This is a genomic window from Brevibacillus migulae (genome assembly GCF_004521915.1).
GTDB lineage: Bacteria > Bacillota > Bacilli > Brevibacillales > Brevibacillaceae > Brevibacillus_F > Brevibacillus_F migulae.
Genome location: NZ_SDKD01000008.1, coordinates 192,099 through 209,327, shown reverse-complemented (window position 1 = coordinate 209,327; position 17,229 = coordinate 192,099). Strand labels below are relative to the sequence as shown.

General features: G+C 51.7%; 17 protein-coding genes. 4 read left to right on the top strand and 13 right to left on the bottom strand.

Annotation, left to right across the window (positions count from 1 at the left end; all coding sequences use genetic code 11):
• Positions 1 to 28: 28 nt before the first annotated feature.
• The 11 genes from yihA to racE all read right to left on the bottom strand — a co-directional run bounded on the left by yihA (position 29) and on the right by racE (position 12,980).
• Positions 29 to 685: a ribosome biogenesis GTP-binding protein YihA/YsxC gene (gene yihA, locus EIZ37_RS11760; protein WP_134684798.1), complete on the bottom strand. Its 657-nt coding sequence runs from the start codon at positions 683 to 685 to the stop codon at positions 29 to 31.
• Positions 682 to 3,015: an endopeptidase La gene (lon, locus tag EIZ37_RS11755; protein ID WP_134684797.1), complete on the bottom strand. Its 2,334-nt coding sequence runs from the start codon at positions 3,013 to 3,015 to the stop codon at positions 682 to 684. The genes yihA and lon overlap by 4 nt, the downstream gene beginning before the upstream one ends.
• Positions 3,016 to 3,177: 162 nt before the next feature.
• Positions 3,178 to 4,878 (bottom strand): ATP-dependent protease LonB, encoded by a 1,701-nt coding sequence (lonB, locus tag EIZ37_RS11750; protein ID WP_134684796.1) that lies wholly within the window; start codon positions 4,876 to 4,878, stop codon positions 3,178 to 3,180.
• 582 nt (positions 4,879 to 5,460) lie between these two features.
• A complete protein-coding gene (clpX, locus tag EIZ37_RS11745) occupies positions 5,461 to 6,726 on the bottom strand; it encodes an ATP-dependent protease ATP-binding subunit ClpX (protein WP_134684795.1) in 1,266 nt (421 codons plus the stop codon).
• Positions 6,727 to 6,740: 14 nt separating this feature from the next.
• On the bottom strand, positions 6,741 to 7,328 hold the full coding sequence (gene clpP, locus EIZ37_RS11740) for an ATP-dependent Clp endopeptidase proteolytic subunit ClpP (RefSeq protein ID WP_134684794.1): 588 nt from the start codon (positions 7,326 to 7,328) through the stop codon (positions 6,741 to 6,743).
• Positions 7,329 to 7,472: 144 nt separating this feature from the next.
• Positions 7,473 to 8,765, bottom strand: coding sequence for a trigger factor (gene tig / locus EIZ37_RS11735; protein WP_134684793.1), 1,293 nt, complete (start codon positions 8,763 to 8,765; stop codon positions 7,473 to 7,475).
• Positions 8,766 to 8,902: 137 nt separating this feature from the next.
• Positions 8,903 to 9,427 (bottom strand): metallophosphoesterase family protein, encoded by a 525-nt coding sequence (locus EIZ37_RS11730; RefSeq protein WP_134684792.1) that lies wholly within the window; start codon positions 9,425 to 9,427, stop codon positions 8,903 to 8,905.
• Positions 9,424 to 10,029: an XTP/dITP diphosphatase gene (locus EIZ37_RS11725; protein WP_134684791.1), complete on the bottom strand. Its 606-nt coding sequence runs from the start codon at positions 10,027 to 10,029 to the stop codon at positions 9,424 to 9,426. Before EIZ37_RS11725 ends, EIZ37_RS11730 begins: the two co-directional genes overlap by 4 nt.
• A complete protein-coding gene (gene rph / locus EIZ37_RS11720) occupies positions 10,022 to 10,798 on the bottom strand; it encodes a ribonuclease PH (RefSeq protein ID WP_134684790.1) in 777 nt (258 codons plus the stop codon). Before rph ends, EIZ37_RS11725 begins: the two co-directional genes overlap by 8 nt.
• A gap of 151 nt (positions 10,799 to 10,949) precedes the next feature.
• Positions 10,950 to 12,017 carry a GerMN domain-containing protein gene (locus EIZ37_RS11715; RefSeq protein WP_134684789.1) on the bottom strand — a complete coding sequence of 356 codons (1,068 nt, stop codon included), beginning with the start codon at positions 12,015 to 12,017 and terminating at the stop codon, positions 10,950 to 10,952.
• Between the two features lie 141 nt (positions 12,018 to 12,158).
• The gene (gene racE, locus EIZ37_RS11710; protein ID WP_134684788.1) at positions 12,159 to 12,980 is read right to left on the bottom strand and encodes a glutamate racemase; all 822 of its coding nucleotides are present in this window, start codon (positions 12,978 to 12,980) and stop codon (positions 12,159 to 12,161) included.
• Positions 12,981 to 13,155: 175 nt separating this feature from the next.
• Here racE and EIZ37_RS11705 point away from each other — a divergent pair, with 175 nt between their 5' ends.
• Positions 13,156 to 14,106 carry a superoxide dismutase gene (locus tag EIZ37_RS11705; RefSeq protein WP_134684787.1) on the top strand — a complete coding sequence of 317 codons (951 nt, stop codon included), beginning with the start codon at positions 13,156 to 13,158 and terminating at the stop codon, positions 14,104 to 14,106.
• An 83-nt stretch (positions 14,107 to 14,189) separates the two neighbouring features.
• On the opposite strand, the gene EIZ37_RS11700 is transcribed toward EIZ37_RS11705, so the two are convergent.
• Positions 14,190 to 15,089: a PhzF family phenazine biosynthesis protein gene (locus tag EIZ37_RS11700; protein ID WP_134684786.1), complete on the bottom strand. Its 900-nt coding sequence runs from the start codon at positions 15,087 to 15,089 to the stop codon at positions 14,190 to 14,192.
• A gap of 128 nt (positions 15,090 to 15,217) precedes the next feature.
• Between EIZ37_RS11700 and EIZ37_RS11695 the strand changes: the two genes are divergently transcribed.
• From EIZ37_RS11695 to EIZ37_RS25915, 3 genes are all read left to right on the top strand, one after another.
• Positions 15,218 to 16,096: a LysR family transcriptional regulator gene (locus EIZ37_RS11695; protein WP_134684785.1), complete on the top strand. Its 879-nt coding sequence runs from the start codon at positions 15,218 to 15,220 to the stop codon at positions 16,094 to 16,096.
• A gap of 79 nt (positions 16,097 to 16,175) precedes the next feature.
• Positions 16,176 to 16,337, top strand: a complete 162-nt coding sequence (locus tag EIZ37_RS25920) for a hypothetical protein (RefSeq protein WP_167568801.1) — start codon at positions 16,176 to 16,178, stop codon at positions 16,335 to 16,337.
• Between the two features lie 27 nt (positions 16,338 to 16,364).
• Entirely contained in the window at positions 16,365 to 16,517 is a 153-nt protein-coding gene (locus EIZ37_RS25915; RefSeq protein WP_167568799.1) for a hypothetical protein, read from the top strand.
• Between the two features lie 86 nt (positions 16,518 to 16,603).
• Here the strand turns inward: EIZ37_RS25915 and EIZ37_RS11690 are convergent, their stop codons facing one another.
• Positions 16,604 to 17,080 (bottom strand): NUDIX hydrolase, encoded by a 477-nt coding sequence (locus tag EIZ37_RS11690; RefSeq protein WP_167568797.1) that lies wholly within the window; start codon positions 17,078 to 17,080, stop codon positions 16,604 to 16,606.
• Positions 17,081 to 17,229: the final 149 nt, after the last annotated feature.

Here is a 17,229-nt window from a genome sequence, read left to right as displayed (position 1 = left end):
CTCTGGATGAACGTCTGACGTATTTGCGTTATTCGGAGAAAGGCGGCTGCGCTTCTTCGGAGACGGCGGCTACGGCTTCCATCTCTTCTTGTTCATCAAGTTGACCGAGGCGTCTCAAGATTTCTTTCCATAATTCATCTCTACCTTGCCCGGTCTCTGAAGAAAATAGAATCATCGTGTCGGTTTCACGGAGATGCAGATCCTGCTTGATGACTTTCAGATGCTGCTGCCATCTGCCCCGTGCGATCTTGTCCGCCTTTGTGGTCACAATGACGGTCGGTATGCCCAGTTCCTTGCACCATTCGTACATGGAGATATCGTCCTTGGTAGGAGGGTGACGCAGGTCAATCAATTGCACGATAAATTTCAGCTCTTTGCGGTTTTTCAGATAGCCCTCGATCATTTTTCCCCACTGATGGCGCAGCGTTTTGGCCACCTTCGCATAGCCGTAGCCGGGAAAATCGACGAAATAGAGCATTTCGTTGACGCGAAAATAATTAAGCGTTTGCGTTTTTCCCGGCTTTTGGCTGATACGCGCCAACGCTTTGCGATTCATCATTTTGTTGATCAGCGAAGATTTCCCTACATTGGAGCGACCTACCAGTGCGATTTCTGGTAGGCCGTCTTCCGGATATTGTTTTGGTCCGACTGCGCTGATAATAAATTCAGCTGATTTGATTTTCATCGTTTTTCACCATTTTTCACCAAAGCGTTCCGCAGCACTTCATCCATATGCTCTACTGGGATAAATTTCAGCTCCTGCCGCACGCTTTCCGGAATTTCATCAATGTCTTTTTCATTTTCCTTCGGCATGATGATGACACGCAGGCCAGCCCGGTGCGCTGACAAGGATTTCTCCTTCAATCCGCCAATCGGCAGGACACGACCGCGCAGGGTGATCTCGCCGGTCATCCCCACCTCCTTGCGTACAGGGATGCCGGTCAGCGCCGATACGAGAGCGGTCGCCATGGTAATCCCTGCCGAAGGGCCGTCTTTTGGAATCGCACCCTCAGGCACATGGATATGAATATCATTTTTCTCATGGAAATCAGGTTCAATATCCCAGTCCTTGGCGATGGAGCGAATATAGCTGAATGCAGCCTGTGCCGATTCCTTCATCACATCGCCCAGCTGCCCTGTCAAGGTAAGCTTCCCTTTTCCCGGGAAAATGCTTACTTCCACATTCAGCGTGTCTCCGCCTGTCTGGGTCCAAGCAAGCCCGGTCACAGAGCCGACCTGATCCTCTTTTTCGGCGAGCCCGTAACGATAACGCGGTTTGCCCAGCAAGGTTTCCACCGTTTTGGGCGTGACCACAACCTTTTTCTTTTCCCCGCTGACGATCATTTTCGCCGCTTTTCGGCTGATGTTGGCCACTTCACGGTTCAGGTTGCGTACCCCTGCTTCACGTGTATACTGACGGATCAGCTTCATCATGGCTTCTTCGCTCATCTGCAGCTTATCTTTGCCAAGACCGTGGTCTTCCAGCTGCTTGGGCAAGAGATATCCTTGCAAAATATTGAGTTTTTCCAGCTCCGTATAGCCGGAAATATGGATGACTTCCATCCGGTCCAAAAGAGGGCGTGGAATCGTATGTATGGTGTTCGCCGTGGTGATGAACATCACGTTGGTCAAATCATAAGTCTCTTCGACATAGTGGTCGCTGAATTTGTCATTCTGGTTCGGATCGAGCACTTCCAACAGCGCAGAAGCAGGATCTCCACGGAAGTCCGAAGCCAATTTATCGATCTCGTCCAGCAAGAAAACGGGATTCACCGTACCCGCCGTTTTCATTCCCTGAATGATGCGGCCTGGCATGGCGCCGACATAGGTGCGGCGATGTCCGCGGATTTCCGCTTCATCACGCACGCCCCCCAAGGAGATACGTACGAATTCCCGTCCGAGCGCGCGGGCGATCGAACGTGCCAACGAGGTTTTCCCTACGCCTGGAGGACCTGCGAAGCAGAGAATGGGGCCGCGCATTTTGTTGACCAGCTTTTGTACAGCCAAATATTCCAAAACGCGTTCCTTTGGCTTCTCCAAGCCGTAATGGTCCTCATCCAATACTTTTTCCGCATGTGCGATGTCGAGATTGTCTTCGGTCTTCTTCGTCCACGGCAGTGACAAAAGCGTATCGATATAAGTCCGGATCACACCGCCTTCCGCAGAAGTGGACGGCATCTTTTCCAATCGTTCCAGCTCTTTTTCGATCTTGCTTTTAATCCGCTCGGGAGCATCGGATTTTTCCAATTGGGCACGCAGCTCTTCGACTTCTCCCGCGCGTCCCTCTTTGTCTCCCAGTTCTTTTTGAATCGCCTTCATTTGCTCGCGCAGATAGTATTCCTTCTGCGTTTTTTCCATCTGCTTTTTCACGCGGGCGCCGATTTTTCGTTCCAGCTCCAAGACTTCGCGTTCATTGTGCAGGATGCCGAGCAAAATGTCCAAGCGATCCTGGATCACGGTCGTCTCCAGAATTTCCTGTTTATCCTTCATTTTTAACGGCAAATGCGACGCAATGACATCCGCCAAACGACCTGGCTCATCGATGTCGCTCACCGAAGTGAACGTCTCGGGCGAAATCTTTTTGGACAGCTTGATATATTGCTCGAAATGCGTGAGGACGGAGCGCATTAACGCTTCTACTTCATTTTCATTTCCTTTGGTTTCATCCAAAAAGGTGATCGAAACGTAGAAGTATTCCTCTTCCTGCAGAAACTCTTCAATTTTGGCGCGCTGCAATCCCTCGACAAGCACACGGATCGTGCCATTCGGCAGCTTCAGCATCTGCTTGACGCGGGCGACCGTGCCTACTTTATAGATCTGCTCGGCGCCAGGCTCCTCTATATTCACTTCTTCCTGAGTAGCCAACAATATCTGATTGTCGTCAACCATCGCTTTCTCTAATGCTTTGATTGACTTCTCCCGGCCTACATCCAAGTGGAGTACCATGCTTGGATAAACGAGCAATCCGCGCAACGGCAGCAGCGGTATCTCCCTGGTTCCCTTTTGTTCGCTCATGGCCAGACACCCCCCAATCCTATATCACATGTCTTATGTATCTTGTTTTGTTTTTGCTCAAGAGAAAACGGCCTCAGCCGAAGGCCGTTTTCGTATCATTGTAGCGTAAACGGAAGATAATGTCTAATTCCATTCACAGTTTGAAAGGTCCCACCCAGCCGCTTATAAAGGAAGCGTAGAGGAAGCAAGTCCCTCCGCAGCTTGCATCGGCACGGAAAATGGCACAACAGTCGTTTCTTCTTGTGTCTCTTCGACCAGAGCCAGTTGAAGCGCTTCCTCGACAGTGGCAACCGGGATCACTTGCACGCCTTCCATCTCTTCAAATATGGTTTGCCAGTTTTCTTCCGGAATCAATACACGGGTAGCCCCTGCCTGACGAGCGGCCTCCACTTTCGCCACGACTCCGCCGACCGGTTTTACCTTTCCGTGAATGCTGACCTCCCCCGTCATCGCGAGCAGATTATCCACAGGTTTCTCCATGATGGCGGAATATACAGCAACAGCAATCGTTATTCCCGCCGAAGGTCCGTCGACCGGGACTCCTCCCGGAAAATTAATGTGCAGATCGTAATCATATGGCTTGATACCCAATCTGTGCAGCACAGTCAGCACGTTTTCAATCGAACCTTTCGCCATCGATTTGCGGCGGATGGTGCGGCTGCGGCTGCCCATTTCTTCCTCTTCCACCAGCCCTGTCATTGTTACGCGTCCATTTCCCGGCGTCACAGACAGGGATGCTGTCACTTCAAGCTCCATGACGCTTCCCATGTTTGGTCCGTAAATCGCGAGACCATTTACTAAGCCCACTTGGGGAGTCGTATGCACAGCTTTTTCTTGACGCGGTGATTTCTGACTGCTATGTACCACCCACTCGACATCGGACGGCTGGATTGTCCGGCGCTGCTCTGTCAAGGCGATGCCGGCTGCGATTTGCAGCGTATTAATCGCTTCACGGCCATTGGTGGCGTAGCGCTCGATGACGGTAATCGCTTCCGGTGAAAGCTGCATATCCATCTTCTTGCCTGCTGTCCGTACGATGCTCCCAATCTCGGCCGGCTTTAACGGCCGGAAAAAGATTTCGAGACAACGGGAACGAAGCGCTGGCGGAAGTTCTTCCGGAGTGCGTGTGGTAGCCCCGACCAGCCTGAAATCTGCCGGCAGCCCATAGCGAAACATATCATGAATGTGGGAAGGGATCTGTGCATTCTCTTCGCTGTAATAGGCGCTCTCGAGCATTACCTTGCGATCTTCCAACACTTTGAGCAATTTATTCATTTGAATGGGGTGCAATTCCCCAATCTCATCCAGAAACAAGATACCGCCATGCGCTTTGGTTACTGCGCCGGGCTTAGGCTGCGGAATTCCCGCTTGTCCCAGTGAGCCAGCCCCTTGATAAATCGGGTCATGAACGGAACCGATAAGCGGATCGGCAATGCCGCGTTCATCAAAACGGGCAATGGTCGCGTCAATCTCCACGAATTTGGCATCGTGTTTAAAGGGAGAAAGATTATTTTTTTTCGCTTCTTCCAAAACGACACGTGCCGCTGCAGTCTTTCCTACTCCCGGCGGTCCGTAAATGATCACATGCTGTGGATTGGGACCGCATAAGGCAGCGCGTAATGCTTTCAGTCCGTCTTCTTGGCCAACGATCTCCTGCAAGGTGGCAGGCCGGGTTTTCTCGGATAACGGTTCGGTCAGTGCGATCATGCGCAGCTTGCGTAATTGATCTAAGTCTTTGCGCGAATCTTTGTCAGCTGAATTTTTCGTCGTACGCTGTGTACGGAGCAAATTCCAAAAATAGGTACCGATAATAATCCCTACGATTACTTCGATACATGCAATCACTAAAGTCGTATAGTCCATCGGCATTCCCTCCCTACCAAGTAACGCGTGAGCCAGCGCCGCTTGTGTTATATAGTGTAGTATTGCCGACCGTCCTGCCGAGTAAACGAAGATTTCCTTGTTGACCTTTCGCTTGAATTCGACAGCTTTTTGTAGGAGCTGCTGTGGTGGGAGAAGCGAGTTTTTCAGTCTGTGCTCCGATTCTTTGTCCCGCGAGGAAGCGGAAACTGCCCGCTCCACACCGATTCCGTGGGAAGGGCAAAAAGTGGTGTCGCTTTGGAGCTTATTCAAGTATGCCCTTCGGATCCACGGAAACGGCGTTCCGCTCGGTCTTAAGCAAGTCGCTTCGCCTGAAAAACTCGCTTCTCTTACGGGGCTTTTCCGCGGAACAACGCAGTGCGGGAAAAAGAGGAGCGCACCCGCCCGAGCTTCGAAGCGGCTACCACCTACTTTTGCGCTCCCCGCAATTTGCTGTTGAGAGGACAGTTTCAGCTTCCTTGCGAACATAGGCTGGAGTGAGGAATAGGAAAATTCCTTCTCTCCACCACATCCACGAAAATAAAAGAGACTGCCCAGTATCGGACAGTCTCCTTCATCACAACCTTACGCGCTTTCGCTGCGTACGCTGTTTCCTTCTTTGTTGATCAATTGTGGCTTCACCTTGTCACGGACGGTTTCTTCCGTGATCACGCACTTGTTCACATCTTCGCGGGATGGCAATTCATACATCATATCCAGCAGAATTTGCTCGATGATGGCCCGCAGACCGCGTGCGCCGGTATTGCGCTTGATCGCTTCCTTCGCGATTTGGGAGAGTGCTCCTGGCGCAAAGTCAAGCTCCACGTTATCCAAGCTCATCAGCTTTTGATACTGCTTCACCAAAGCGTTTTTCGGTTCAGTCAGGATGCGGATCAGCGTGTCTTCATCCAGCGGCTCCAGTGTAGCGATCACTGGCAGACGTCCGACAAACTCCGGAATCAAGCCAAATTTGAGCAGGTCTTCCGGCAAGGAGTACTTGAGGTACTCGCCCACTTTCAGGTCACCCTTCACATTTTCAACGGTATCGGTACCAAAGCCGATTACCTTTTTACCGATGCGGCGCTTGATGATTTGTTCCAAACCATCGAAGGCTCCGCCGCAGATAAAGAGGATGTTCGAGGTATCGATCTGGATGAACTCCTGATGTGGGTGCTTACGTCCGCCTTGTGGCGGTACGCTCGCTACGGTACCTTCCAGGATTTTCAACAGCGCTTGCTGCACCCCTTCGCCCGACACGTCGCGCGTGATGGACGGGTTCTCGGATTTGCGTGCAACCTTGTCGATCTCGTCGATGTAGATGATTCCTTTTTCGGCTTTTTCCACATCGTAATCAGCAGCCTGGATGAGCTTCAACAGGATGTTTTCCACGTCTTCGCCCACATAGCCAGCCTCTGTCAGAGAGGTTGCATCGGCAATCGCAAATGGCACATTGAGAATGCGCGCCAAGGTTTGCGCCAGCAGCGTTTTCCCGCTTCCGGTAGGTCCAATCAGCATGATGTTGGATTTTTGCAGTTCCACATCTTCAATTTTCGCACCGGAGTTGATGCGTTTGTAGTGATTATATACAGCCACCGAAAGCGACTTCTTCGCTGTATCTTGACCAATCACATAGTCGTCAAGAATCTTGCGGATTTCCATCGGCTTCGGAATTTCTTTCATATCAATTTCTTCATCTGTGCCCAGCTCTTCTTGAACGATTTCGTTACAGAGCTCAATGCATTCATCACAAATGTAGACACCCGGTCCAGCAACGAGCTTGCGAACCTGTTCCTGGGACTTTCCGCAGAAAGAGCATTTCAACTGACCTTTATCGTCGTTAAACTTAAACATCTACTTCACCTCTCCTAGATCGAATCCTTGCGTTGAATGATTGCATCTACCAAACCATACGCAACAGCCTCTTCGGCACTCATAAAGTTATCGCGGTCCGTATCTTGTTCAACCCGTTCGATCGGTTGTCCGGACCGTTCTGCAAGGATCTGATTGAGCTGGCGCTTGGTCTTCAGGATCCAGTCGGCATGAATGCGGATATCCTCTGCCTGACCACGCACGCCGCCCAGCGGTTGGTGAATCATCACTTCACTATTGGGCAGCGCATATCGCTTCCCTTTAGCCCCTGCTGCCAAAAGCACCGCTCCCATGCTTGCGGCCATCCCGATACAAATCGTGGAAACATCTGGCTTAATAAATTGCATGGTGTCAAAAATGGCCATACCTGCTGTAACTGACCCACCTGGTGAGTTTATGTACAAGCTAATATCTTTGTCCGGATCTTCAGCCGCCAAGAACAGCAATTGCGCAACGACGGCATTGGCTACCTCGTCATCGATCTCACTGCCGAGAAAGATAATCCGGTCTTTCAGCAAACGCGAGTATATGTCATACGCCCGTTCACCACGACTGGTTTGTTCAATGACCATAGGAATTAGCATGGGTATTCCCCCTCCTTTACGCACTTGTTTGAGAAAGGTGGATGGTGGAAAAACAAGGCACGAAAGTTGGTTCGTGCCTTGCTCGTTTGTCGATATAGATAGGTTATCCGATTTTTCCTGGAGCAGAAGACCTCATGTATCAGCTTATGCAGATACTTTGTTTTCTGCCACTAAAAGATCAATCGTTTTTCTAGCTTGAATATCTTGGCGCAGGCCAGCCAGTCCATCTTGAGAGGTGAAAATTTTGCGCAGCTCATCAGCAGGACGACCATACATGCTTGCCATTTTGTTCAGCTCTTCTGTGATGTCTTCTTCGGTCACTTGGATGTTTTCCGCTTTCGCGATCGCTTCCATGGTCAATGCGCTGCGAACACGAGTGGTCGCATCAGGACGCAGTTGATCGCGCAGTTGGCTTTCATCCATACCGGAGAATTGATAGTAGAGCTCGATATCCATGCCTTGCATACGGAGACGTTGACCGAATTCATTTACCATTTGATCCAGCTCTTGCTCGATCATGACGCCTGGAATTTCGATCTCGGCATTTTCGCTTGCTTTGAGCAGCAGCTGTTCACGAACATAGGTATCCTTTTCGTTCGCAGCGCGCTCTTCCAGTTTTTTCTTGGTGTCAGCTTTCAGCTCATCCAACGTATCGAATTCGCTTACGTCTTTTGCAAACTCATCATCGAGTGCAGGCAGATTTTTGCGTTTGATACCGTTCAGCTTCACTTTGAAGAGAGCTTCTTTACCAGCAAGGTTTGGAGAATGATACTCTTCTGGGAAAGTGAGCGTGATATCTTTTTCTTCGCCAATCGCCATACCCACGATTTGCTCTTCGAATCCAGGGATAAATGTGCCGGAACCCAGCTCCAAGCTGTAGTTCTCCGCTTTGCCGCCTTCAAAAGCTACCCCATCCTGGAAGCCTTCAAAGTCGATTTGCGCCATATTGCCGTTTTGTGCAGTGCCTTCTTCCACCACTACCAATTCAGCATGACGCTCTTGCATGCGTTTCAATTCTTCTTCCACTTGCTCGTCGGTTACAGTGAATTCCTTCGGTTCGATGGTCAGGTTTTTGTAATCGCCCAACTTCACTTCTGGTTTCACAGTAACAGTCGCTTTGAAGATGAGGTTTTTGCCTCTCTCCATCTGTTCTACATCCACTTCGGGACGGTCAACAGGTTCGATTTCAGTTTCGCGCACAGCTTGTCCATAAGCTGCAGGCAACAGGATATCCAATGCGTCCTGATACAAAGATTCTACACCAAAACGCGCTTCGAACATCTTGCGCGGAATTTTGCCCTTACGAAAACCAGGAACGTTCACCTTTTTCACGACTTTCTTGAATGCTTGATCCAAAGCCGCGTCAACCTGAGCTGCATCTACTTCGATCGTCAGGACTCCCTGGTTATTCTCTAACTTTTCCCATTTTGCTGCCACGTAAACTTCCCCTCCTAGATTGAATCCACAAAAACGGTCACATCGCCCATAGCACAGGGGCTCTTTCCTGGGCGACGGACACGTGACTTCCACGATAACCCTTTCAGTATAACATATGGCAATCAAAATTCAAGGACTCATCGTCTAACTGTAAAGTTCCCGCCACGCTCGCCTACAATCTGCCCTTTGTGATCATAAAAAATGACATTCAGCATGATCCCTTCGCTGGTCTCATCCGTCTTATCGATCACGACATAAGTAGGGACATCAAACCCCCGGGGCAGCTGCAGACTTCCCGGATTCAAAAAGAGAATGCCGCGCTCCACCGTACAGACCGGAAAATGGGAGTGACCGAACAGTGCGATGTTGGCCCCGACCTCTTCCGCCCGATAATGGAGCTGCAGCAGCGAGCGCTTGACCCCGTACAAGTGACCGTGCGTTTGGTAAATGGTCAGTCCATTCCACGAGGTTTTCCGTTCCTCAGGCACATCCGTGGCAAAATCGCAGTTTCCACGCACAAGCTGCATACCCGAAAAAGGCTCACGATTTTTGTCGACGCAAAAATCGCCGCAATGGAATATCATCTCTGCCGGATGGCGTCCCACCACGTCTTGCACTTCCCTCACCAACCCATGCGTGTCACTCAGTACGAGTATGCTCATCTCCCCATCCCCCTGATTGCTGCCAGCAAATTTTCCATCGCCTTTGCCCGATGGCTAATCTGATTTTTTCTCTCTGGAGCAAGCTGTGCCATGGTACACATTTGCTCCGGCAAAAAGAACACCGGATCATAGCCGAAGCCATTGCTCCCTGCCGGCTCGCGCAGGATGGCGCCTTCGCATGAGCCGCTCGCGGTGATCGGCTCTTTTCCCGGTTCCACCAAAGCCAAGACACAGCGAAACCGAGCCGTCCTTTTCTCGTTCGGTGTGTCTTTCAGCTCTTCCAGCAGTTTTTTCCAGTTATCCTCGTCGCTTGCCTGCTCCCCCGCAAAACGGGCGGAGTAGACACCGGGCCTGCCGCCCAGCGCGTCCACTTCCAAGCCGGAGTCATCTGCAATCGCCGGAAGTCCCGTCGCTGCGGAAATGATTGCCGCTTTTTTCAGCGCATTCGCGGCAAATGTCTCGCCATCCTCCACCACTTCCGGAGCATCCGGAAATTCATCCAGGCTGACGATCTCCCAGCCTAAAGGAGCAAACAACCGTTCCATCTCCCGTACTTTCCCTTTGTTTCTCGTGGCCAGCACCACTTTTTTATGTTCAGACATGACTTTCCTCCGTGACAGATGCCGAATCATTGGTGCTCTCCATAGAAAGCTTGATTTCCCCGAGAGCCGTTTGCTGGGCCTGGATCAGCTCGCGGATTCCTTTCTGGGCGATCGCCAGCAGCTGCTGGAGCTCATCCGCGCTAAATGGGGCTTCTTCGCCGGTGCCTTGCAGCTCCACGAACTTCCCTTGCCCCGTCATCACGACATTCATGTCCACAATAGCCGAAGAGTCTTCTTTGTAATTCAGGTCGAGCATAGTCTCGCCTTCGATGATCCCGACCGACGTAGCCGCCAGGTAATCGGAAATCGGCAGCTCCTTCCAGGTGCCGTTTTCGACGAGCTTATTCATGGCGTCCACCATGGCGACGAATGCCCCGGTGATGGAAGCCGTGCGGGTGCCTCCGTCTGCCTGAATCACGTCGCAATCCAACCATACGGTCTTTTCACCCATCAGCTCCAGCTTCACGACGGAGCGCAGCGCCCGGCCAATCAGCCGCTGAATTTCCATGGTGCGTCCTGCGACCTTACCTTTTGACGATTCCCGCGCGTTGCGTGATTCGGTCGCACGCGGCAGCATGCCGTATTCGGCGGTAATCCAGCCTTTTCCTCCGCCTCTCATAAAAGGGGGGACACGGTCTTCCAAGGTTGCGGTGCAAATTACTTTGGTATCACCGACTTCAATTAAGCAAGAGCCCTCTGCATGTTTGATATAGTTGCGTGTAATGGTTATAGGACGCAGTTGGTCGTTTGCCCGTCCATCATGTCTCATACCGTGTTCCTCCTACTTCTTACTCTTCGTCAGCTTTGCCCATTATACCAAAAGCAGGAAACGGAATGCCACTTTTGGGCCCAAGCACTTTTGGGTACAGGCATTTTAGTGCCCAGGCAGAGAAAAACCACGCCGGAGCGCGGTGTGGGGATCAAAATTGCATGGCATTTATGGACAAAGGACGGACGACCGGTTTGCTGAAATCATAGGCGCCGGTGGAGCTGGAAAGCGGCTTGCCTTCCACGAGCAGCTGAACCTTATTGTATCCGGTATTTTCGGTCAACGACAGCACCAGGGATTCCAACGCTTCCGGATTCGCTTCTTTGCCGCTGCCGTATTTGAGAATGTCATCGCTGAGGTTCACCGTGACCGTTCCGTCGCTCTCTTTCACATCCAGCACCTTGGTCGTGGAGAGCAGTGAGCTGAAAAGCGGAGAGCCTTGCTTGGGCCCTTTCACCAGCTCCTCGACAACAGCACGGGCGCGTTCCTTGGTTTCGGGAATCAGCCTTGTCACAGGAACGAAATAGCTCCTTTTGTCATCCAGCTGGCTTTGAAAGTAGACGGTGACACTTGTCGTATTCCCCGGGATTGCTCCTTCCGCCAACTCCAGATTGACGCCATGGTTGCGGTCCAACTGGGAGACCGGCGTATTGTTCACAGGCATCTCTGTCAACGGTGTGCCATTTACCCAGATGGATACGTTTTTGATGGTCGGAAACTCGGTCAGGGCTCTCGTAATGGCATCCATGATTTTGTTCTCGTCTTTGGCATCGTATTGTTTGAATTCCTTGGAAAAGTCGACAGTAGCCGTTCCGTCTTTTACCACCATGCCGAGCACTTTGGTGCCTTCGGGCAGAACTGCTTGAAAGCCTTGAGGCAGCATTGTTTCCACTGGTCCGCCTTTTACCATGTAGGTCAGCACCTGCTTGGCGATGCCTTCCTCTTTTGGAATGGTAAGGGCGACAGGCACGACATATCCATTCGCATCAAGCAGATAAACCGTGCGCTCTGAAGATTGCTGCGCCTGCGCATCGACCGGTGCGCCTTCCTCTCCCGGAAGCGCTGTGCTTTGCGCCGAATCGTCTACGGCCACTTCAGACAGCGGCGGCGGATCGATGCTGGTTGCTTCTTTTTCCGGACCAAACAGGCCGCAGCCCGTCAACAGCAAAGCGCTTACTCCCAATACGGCAGTCATTTTGCCGATACGGCGAATGTTCATTTCTCTAACCTCCTCGGGACCCTTTGTACTACCATGTATACGAGCCTTGCCCGGGTTTATGCTTGTTTCATTGGAAAGGCGGATATCGGAGGCCATAGAAAAAGCCCAGCGACATGCGGACGCTGGACTTTCGGTTGACAACTATTTATTTTGCATGGCCTGAGCCAGGTCTTTTTGTTCGACATGCAACTCACGATCAAGCCATTCTTCTCCGATTTCCTGGAAAATTTGCTTGTTTCCGCTGGTAAAAAACAAATGCTGTGGCGCTGACGATTGCTCACATGCATGCAAGTCGTCCAGAGAAAACAGCGTGCTCAGCTCCCTAGCCGTCTCTTCTGCCGAGCTGATCAATGTGATTTCATCCCCTAATGCTTCCTGAATCAGCGAAGACAGAAGCGGATAGTGTGTACAGCCTAAAATCAACGTATCCAGTTCCTCATAGCGGAGCGGCGCCAGCGTTTTTTCCACAATCCTTCGCGCTTCCGGCGTGTGCAGCAGTCGCTTTTCAACCAGCGGCACAAATTCCGGACAGGCCAGCTGCGATACATACAAATTGGGATTCAATCGGCGAAGCGCGCGTTCATAGGAGGATGTGCGAATTGTCGTCTCCGTGCCGATAATCCCGATGCGACGGGTGCGGGAAGTGGAAATGGCGGCCCGTGCACCAGGTTCTATCACCCCCAGAACCGGGATCGACGACAGCTCTTTGACTTCCTCCAGCACGACTGCCGCGGCAGTATTGCAGGCAATCACCAAGGCTTTTACGGGATATTGGTACAAGTACTCGATCATTTGCAGACTAAAAGTCCTGATTTCATCGGCAGGCCGCGATCCATACGGGCATCGATCATTATCACCAAAATACAGGATTTTTTCGCGCGGCAGCTGACGCATGATCTCCTTTGCGACCGTCAGCCCACCGACACCGGAATCGATGATGGCAACCGCTTTTTGTTCGTTCATGACGCTCTCCCTCGTTTCGGTTGGTTAAAAGGATCTATCCCCGTGTTCTTTTTTTCTTCCAAGCGTGATATTACCATATGCCACAGGATAGCGCCATGTACTCCGCATATGCCGCACCCCTGCCCCTGGTGAATCATATAGTGAAAAGGTAGCCCAGAACGAGGAGGAGTACACGTTGAAAGAAAAAATAGAGCACCTCATCAAATGGAGTGAATGGGGGCGCCAATGGGTCGATTATCTGCGGCGCAAGCCATCGCTGATTCAGGAGATGGACCGCAACATCCGCAGGTTCGAAACGGCCTTTGAACAGATCGGCAGCAAAGCGCGTTATCTGCAAACCGCCGACACCTCGGAAGCGGAGGTCAGTCGGTTGGTGGCCAAAGCGGAAGAGATCCAGCATCACTTTCATCAAATGCTCCGGCTGGTGCAGGAACGCAGTGATGAGCAAGCTTCCGCCCCGATACCGGCTACACAGCGACAGTCCGCCCCGATTACCCATCCCGTCCCAATCGGTGGCCACACTTTGCCCCCGCTTCCCTATCGCTACGATGCATTGGAACCTTATATCGACGCCGAGACCATGCGCATCCACCATGACAAGCATCACCAAAGCTATGTCGACGGTTTGAACAAAGCGGAGACCATGATGGCACGAGCCCGCCAAACCAATGATTTTGATCTGATCAAGCATTGGGAAAGAGAAGCTGCCTTCAACGGAGCCGGCCATTATCTGCATACGATCTTCTGGCAAATCATGAGTCCGCGCGGCGGCGGTGCCCCCCAAGGCGAACTGGCGGAACAGATCATCCGTGATTTCGGTTCGTTTGATGCATTCAAGCGCCATTTCTCGAAGGCGGCAGAAAAAGTGGAGGGAGGCGGTTGGGCACTCCTCGTCTGGTCCCCTCGCTCGCAGCGTCTGCAGATTCTCCAGGCAGAAAAGCATCAAGATTTGTCACAATGGGATGTGATCCCGCTGCTTGTCCTCGACGTATGGGAGCATGCCTACTATCTCTCCTATCGCAATGAGCGTGCCCGTTATATTGAAGCTTGGTGGAATGTGGTCAACTGGGCCCACGTGCAAGACCGTTACTTGCAAGCTCGCCGACTGCGCTGGCAGCCCTTTTAATCCACGCAATAAGCAAAAAGGATGGCAAATCCCCGCATGCGAGCGAGATTTGCCATCCAGCTTTTTTTAGGTCCATTTTTTGTTTACAGCCGAATGTCGCCAGCTGCAGTCAAATGAGCTGCTCCTCCTACCTGGATAACCGGAGTACCGTCACCAGTAAGGATCGTAACTTTCAAGGTTCCAGGGCGACCAATCGCGTTCCCTTGGGCAACCAGCAGCTCATGCGTGTCTTTTCCCGACAAGATCCCTTCCAGCACGAGATAGCCCGCAAGCGCACCGTTGGCCGCACCGGTCACCGGGTCCTCCGGTATGCCGATAGCCGGGCAAAAATCGCGTGTGTACAGATCATGGATGTCGCCTTGGGTATCAAATGTGAAAAGATGCGTCGTGCTGATTTCATACTCGCGGTTCATCTCTGCCAGCTCGGCAAGACGCGGCTGGGCTTCATCGATCGCCCTCCAGCTTTTCACAGGCACGAGTAAATGCCAGTTTCCCGTATTGCTTAAGCGGATTGGATAGCGAGCATCAATTTCCGTCTCCGGAATGCCAACCAGGCCTGCGATTTCAGATACGGGCAGATGAAAATCCTTAACCTTGGGCGCCACTTGCGTCATCGTCACACGCTGCAGAATACCTTCCTCCCGTTCAAACCGTACCGGGACCAACCCGACATTCGTTTCGAATACGACCTGTTCCTTATCATTCCAGCCGTATTCCGATGCCAGCAACCAAGCAGTGGCCACCGTCGCATGCCCACAGAAGTTAATTTCTTCAGCAGGTGTGAAGTATCTGATGCGAAAATCTGCTTGAATGTGCTCGCTTTTGCGTAGAAAAGCGGTTTCGGATTGGTTCAATTCACGGGCAATTTGCTGCATTTCTTGCTCAGTCAGCGCCTCTCCTTCGGGAACAACCCCTGCGGCATTCCCCCCAAACGCCCGCTCCGTAAAAGCATCCACCAGATAATACGCTACCTTTTTTCCCATCGAGCTCTCCCCTTCCCTCTCTTGCCAACGTTTCTTGTTACTCGTTATGATAAGACCACAACCAACATATGTAAAATGAATCTTATCAATCGTATACATGAGAAAAAGATCATGAAAGGGGAAGCCGGATGACCCTATTACAGCTTGAAGTGTTTGTGGCGGTCGTGGAGACTGGCAGTTTTACCCGGGCGGGCGAAAAGCTTCGCCTTAGCCAATCCGGGGTGAGCCATACGATTGCGGGGATGGAAGAGGAGCTGGGTATCTCTCTGCTGACGAGAAATCGCAATGGTATCCGCTTGACGGAAGCTGGGGAAGCCATCTTGCAATATGCCCGACGGATTCTCACCGATATGGATCAGATCAAGCAAACAGCGGCTGCGGCCAAAGGACTGCAGGTAGGAAACTTGCGAATCGGAAGCTTCCCCAGCGTATCTGCCAAGCTGTTGCCCGGTATGCTTCGGCTATTTCGGGACCGCTATCCCGGCATTTCACTCAGTCTATTTGAAGGCAGCTATACCGAAATTCAAGCATGGATGATGCAAGGCGCGATCGATTTGGCTTTTCTTCCCTACCCGACGGAGGGTCTTGAGATGATCCCGCTCTTGCAAGACGAACTGGTCGCTGTCCTTCCCGAAACTCATCCTCTCGCCTACTCCTCCGAGATAATGGTGGAACAGATCACATCAGAGCCGTTCATCATGCCGATGGCTGGCTGTGAAATCCTTGTCGGTGAGGCATTTCGTGCGAGGGATGCACAGCCCAATACGCAATTCGAAGTGGCGGATACCAGCACCATCTTGTCCATGGTCACAGAAGGACTGGGCATCACGGTGGTTCCGCAAATGACGCTTCCCGCTTCGATGGACCAATTAACTCTTCGCCCTTTGAAACCCCAAGTGTTTCGCCACATCGGTCTGGCGGTTCGCTCTCTTGCCGCTCCGCCTCCAGCCGTGGCCATGTTCATCAAGGAAGCAAAGCATTGGGTAGAAGAGCATCCCCTCCACTGAGTGAACATCTCAGACAGAAACTGGCTGTGTGGGCGAATCAGCCCAAGCATACACTACTCCTAGAGAAGGAGTGATTCATGTGGCAGACAAAAACAACCAGCCGAAAAATGAGGAATTAGCCGTATTGGGCACACACGCTGCCGGAGCGACCGACATGTTCCAGACCAGACACACCTCCCAAAAGCAAGCCATCGATCCGCCGAAGCATCCGGGAGGCGCGGGTTCCTCGGGTACGTATTGATTTTGAAAAAGGAGGCCTTTGCTGATTATGGCCAAGCAAACGAATAAAGATATGCAAGTTGAGCTGCAGCAAGTGGGCGCATACGGTACCTTTCACAAGACGACCCAGCAAAAGGTGCCATTGCTGGAAAACGGACAACCAGCGAAGCAAGTTCCCTTGCAGCAGGATCGAGAAGAATAGTGCCGAAGCCATGCCGTTTGCCCTGGGAAGCCTTGATCGCTTCCAGGGCTTTTCGAGTTGTATACCCGCCGCGTCAGCTGCACATTTCAACGAATAGTCAGCGGTTGCTCGGGAAGATTACCAGCCAAAAGGGACGTCAATATCTCCTTTAATTGAAAGGGAATAAATGTATCCTGTGAGTGGGTCAGCTCGGCTAACGTCCACCATTTGTGACTCCGGTAGCTTGCCTGTTCCAATGGAGTGAATTCGCTCATATCGATTTCGTCCGCTTCCTTCACACGAACCAGAAAGTAACGCTCATGTGCCTGCACCGGGCCATCCTCCCACCGAAAGACCACTTCTCTTGTCCATATCCAGGGGCCGATTTCCACTCCTCTGATACCGGTCTCCTCCCATAGCTCACGCTTCGCCGCTTCCTCGAAGGACTCCCCTGGATCCACACCGCCGCCGGGCGTCACCCAGAATTCCTCCAGCTCTGGATTGTACGGATCTTCAATCTTAAACAATAACAATCGATCGTCTTGATCCAATAGCACGATTCTTGCTGCATTTCTGATTTTCATGGTTTGCTTCCTTTCCATTCACAAAATGGCCAGACCGTTAACCTGACAATTGCTCACTCAATGGGAGAAACAGGTATATGATGCAAGTAAAGAATGCGGAAATAATGAGTGCAACCGCTAAATCAATTTTCCAATTCGTCTTGGAAAAA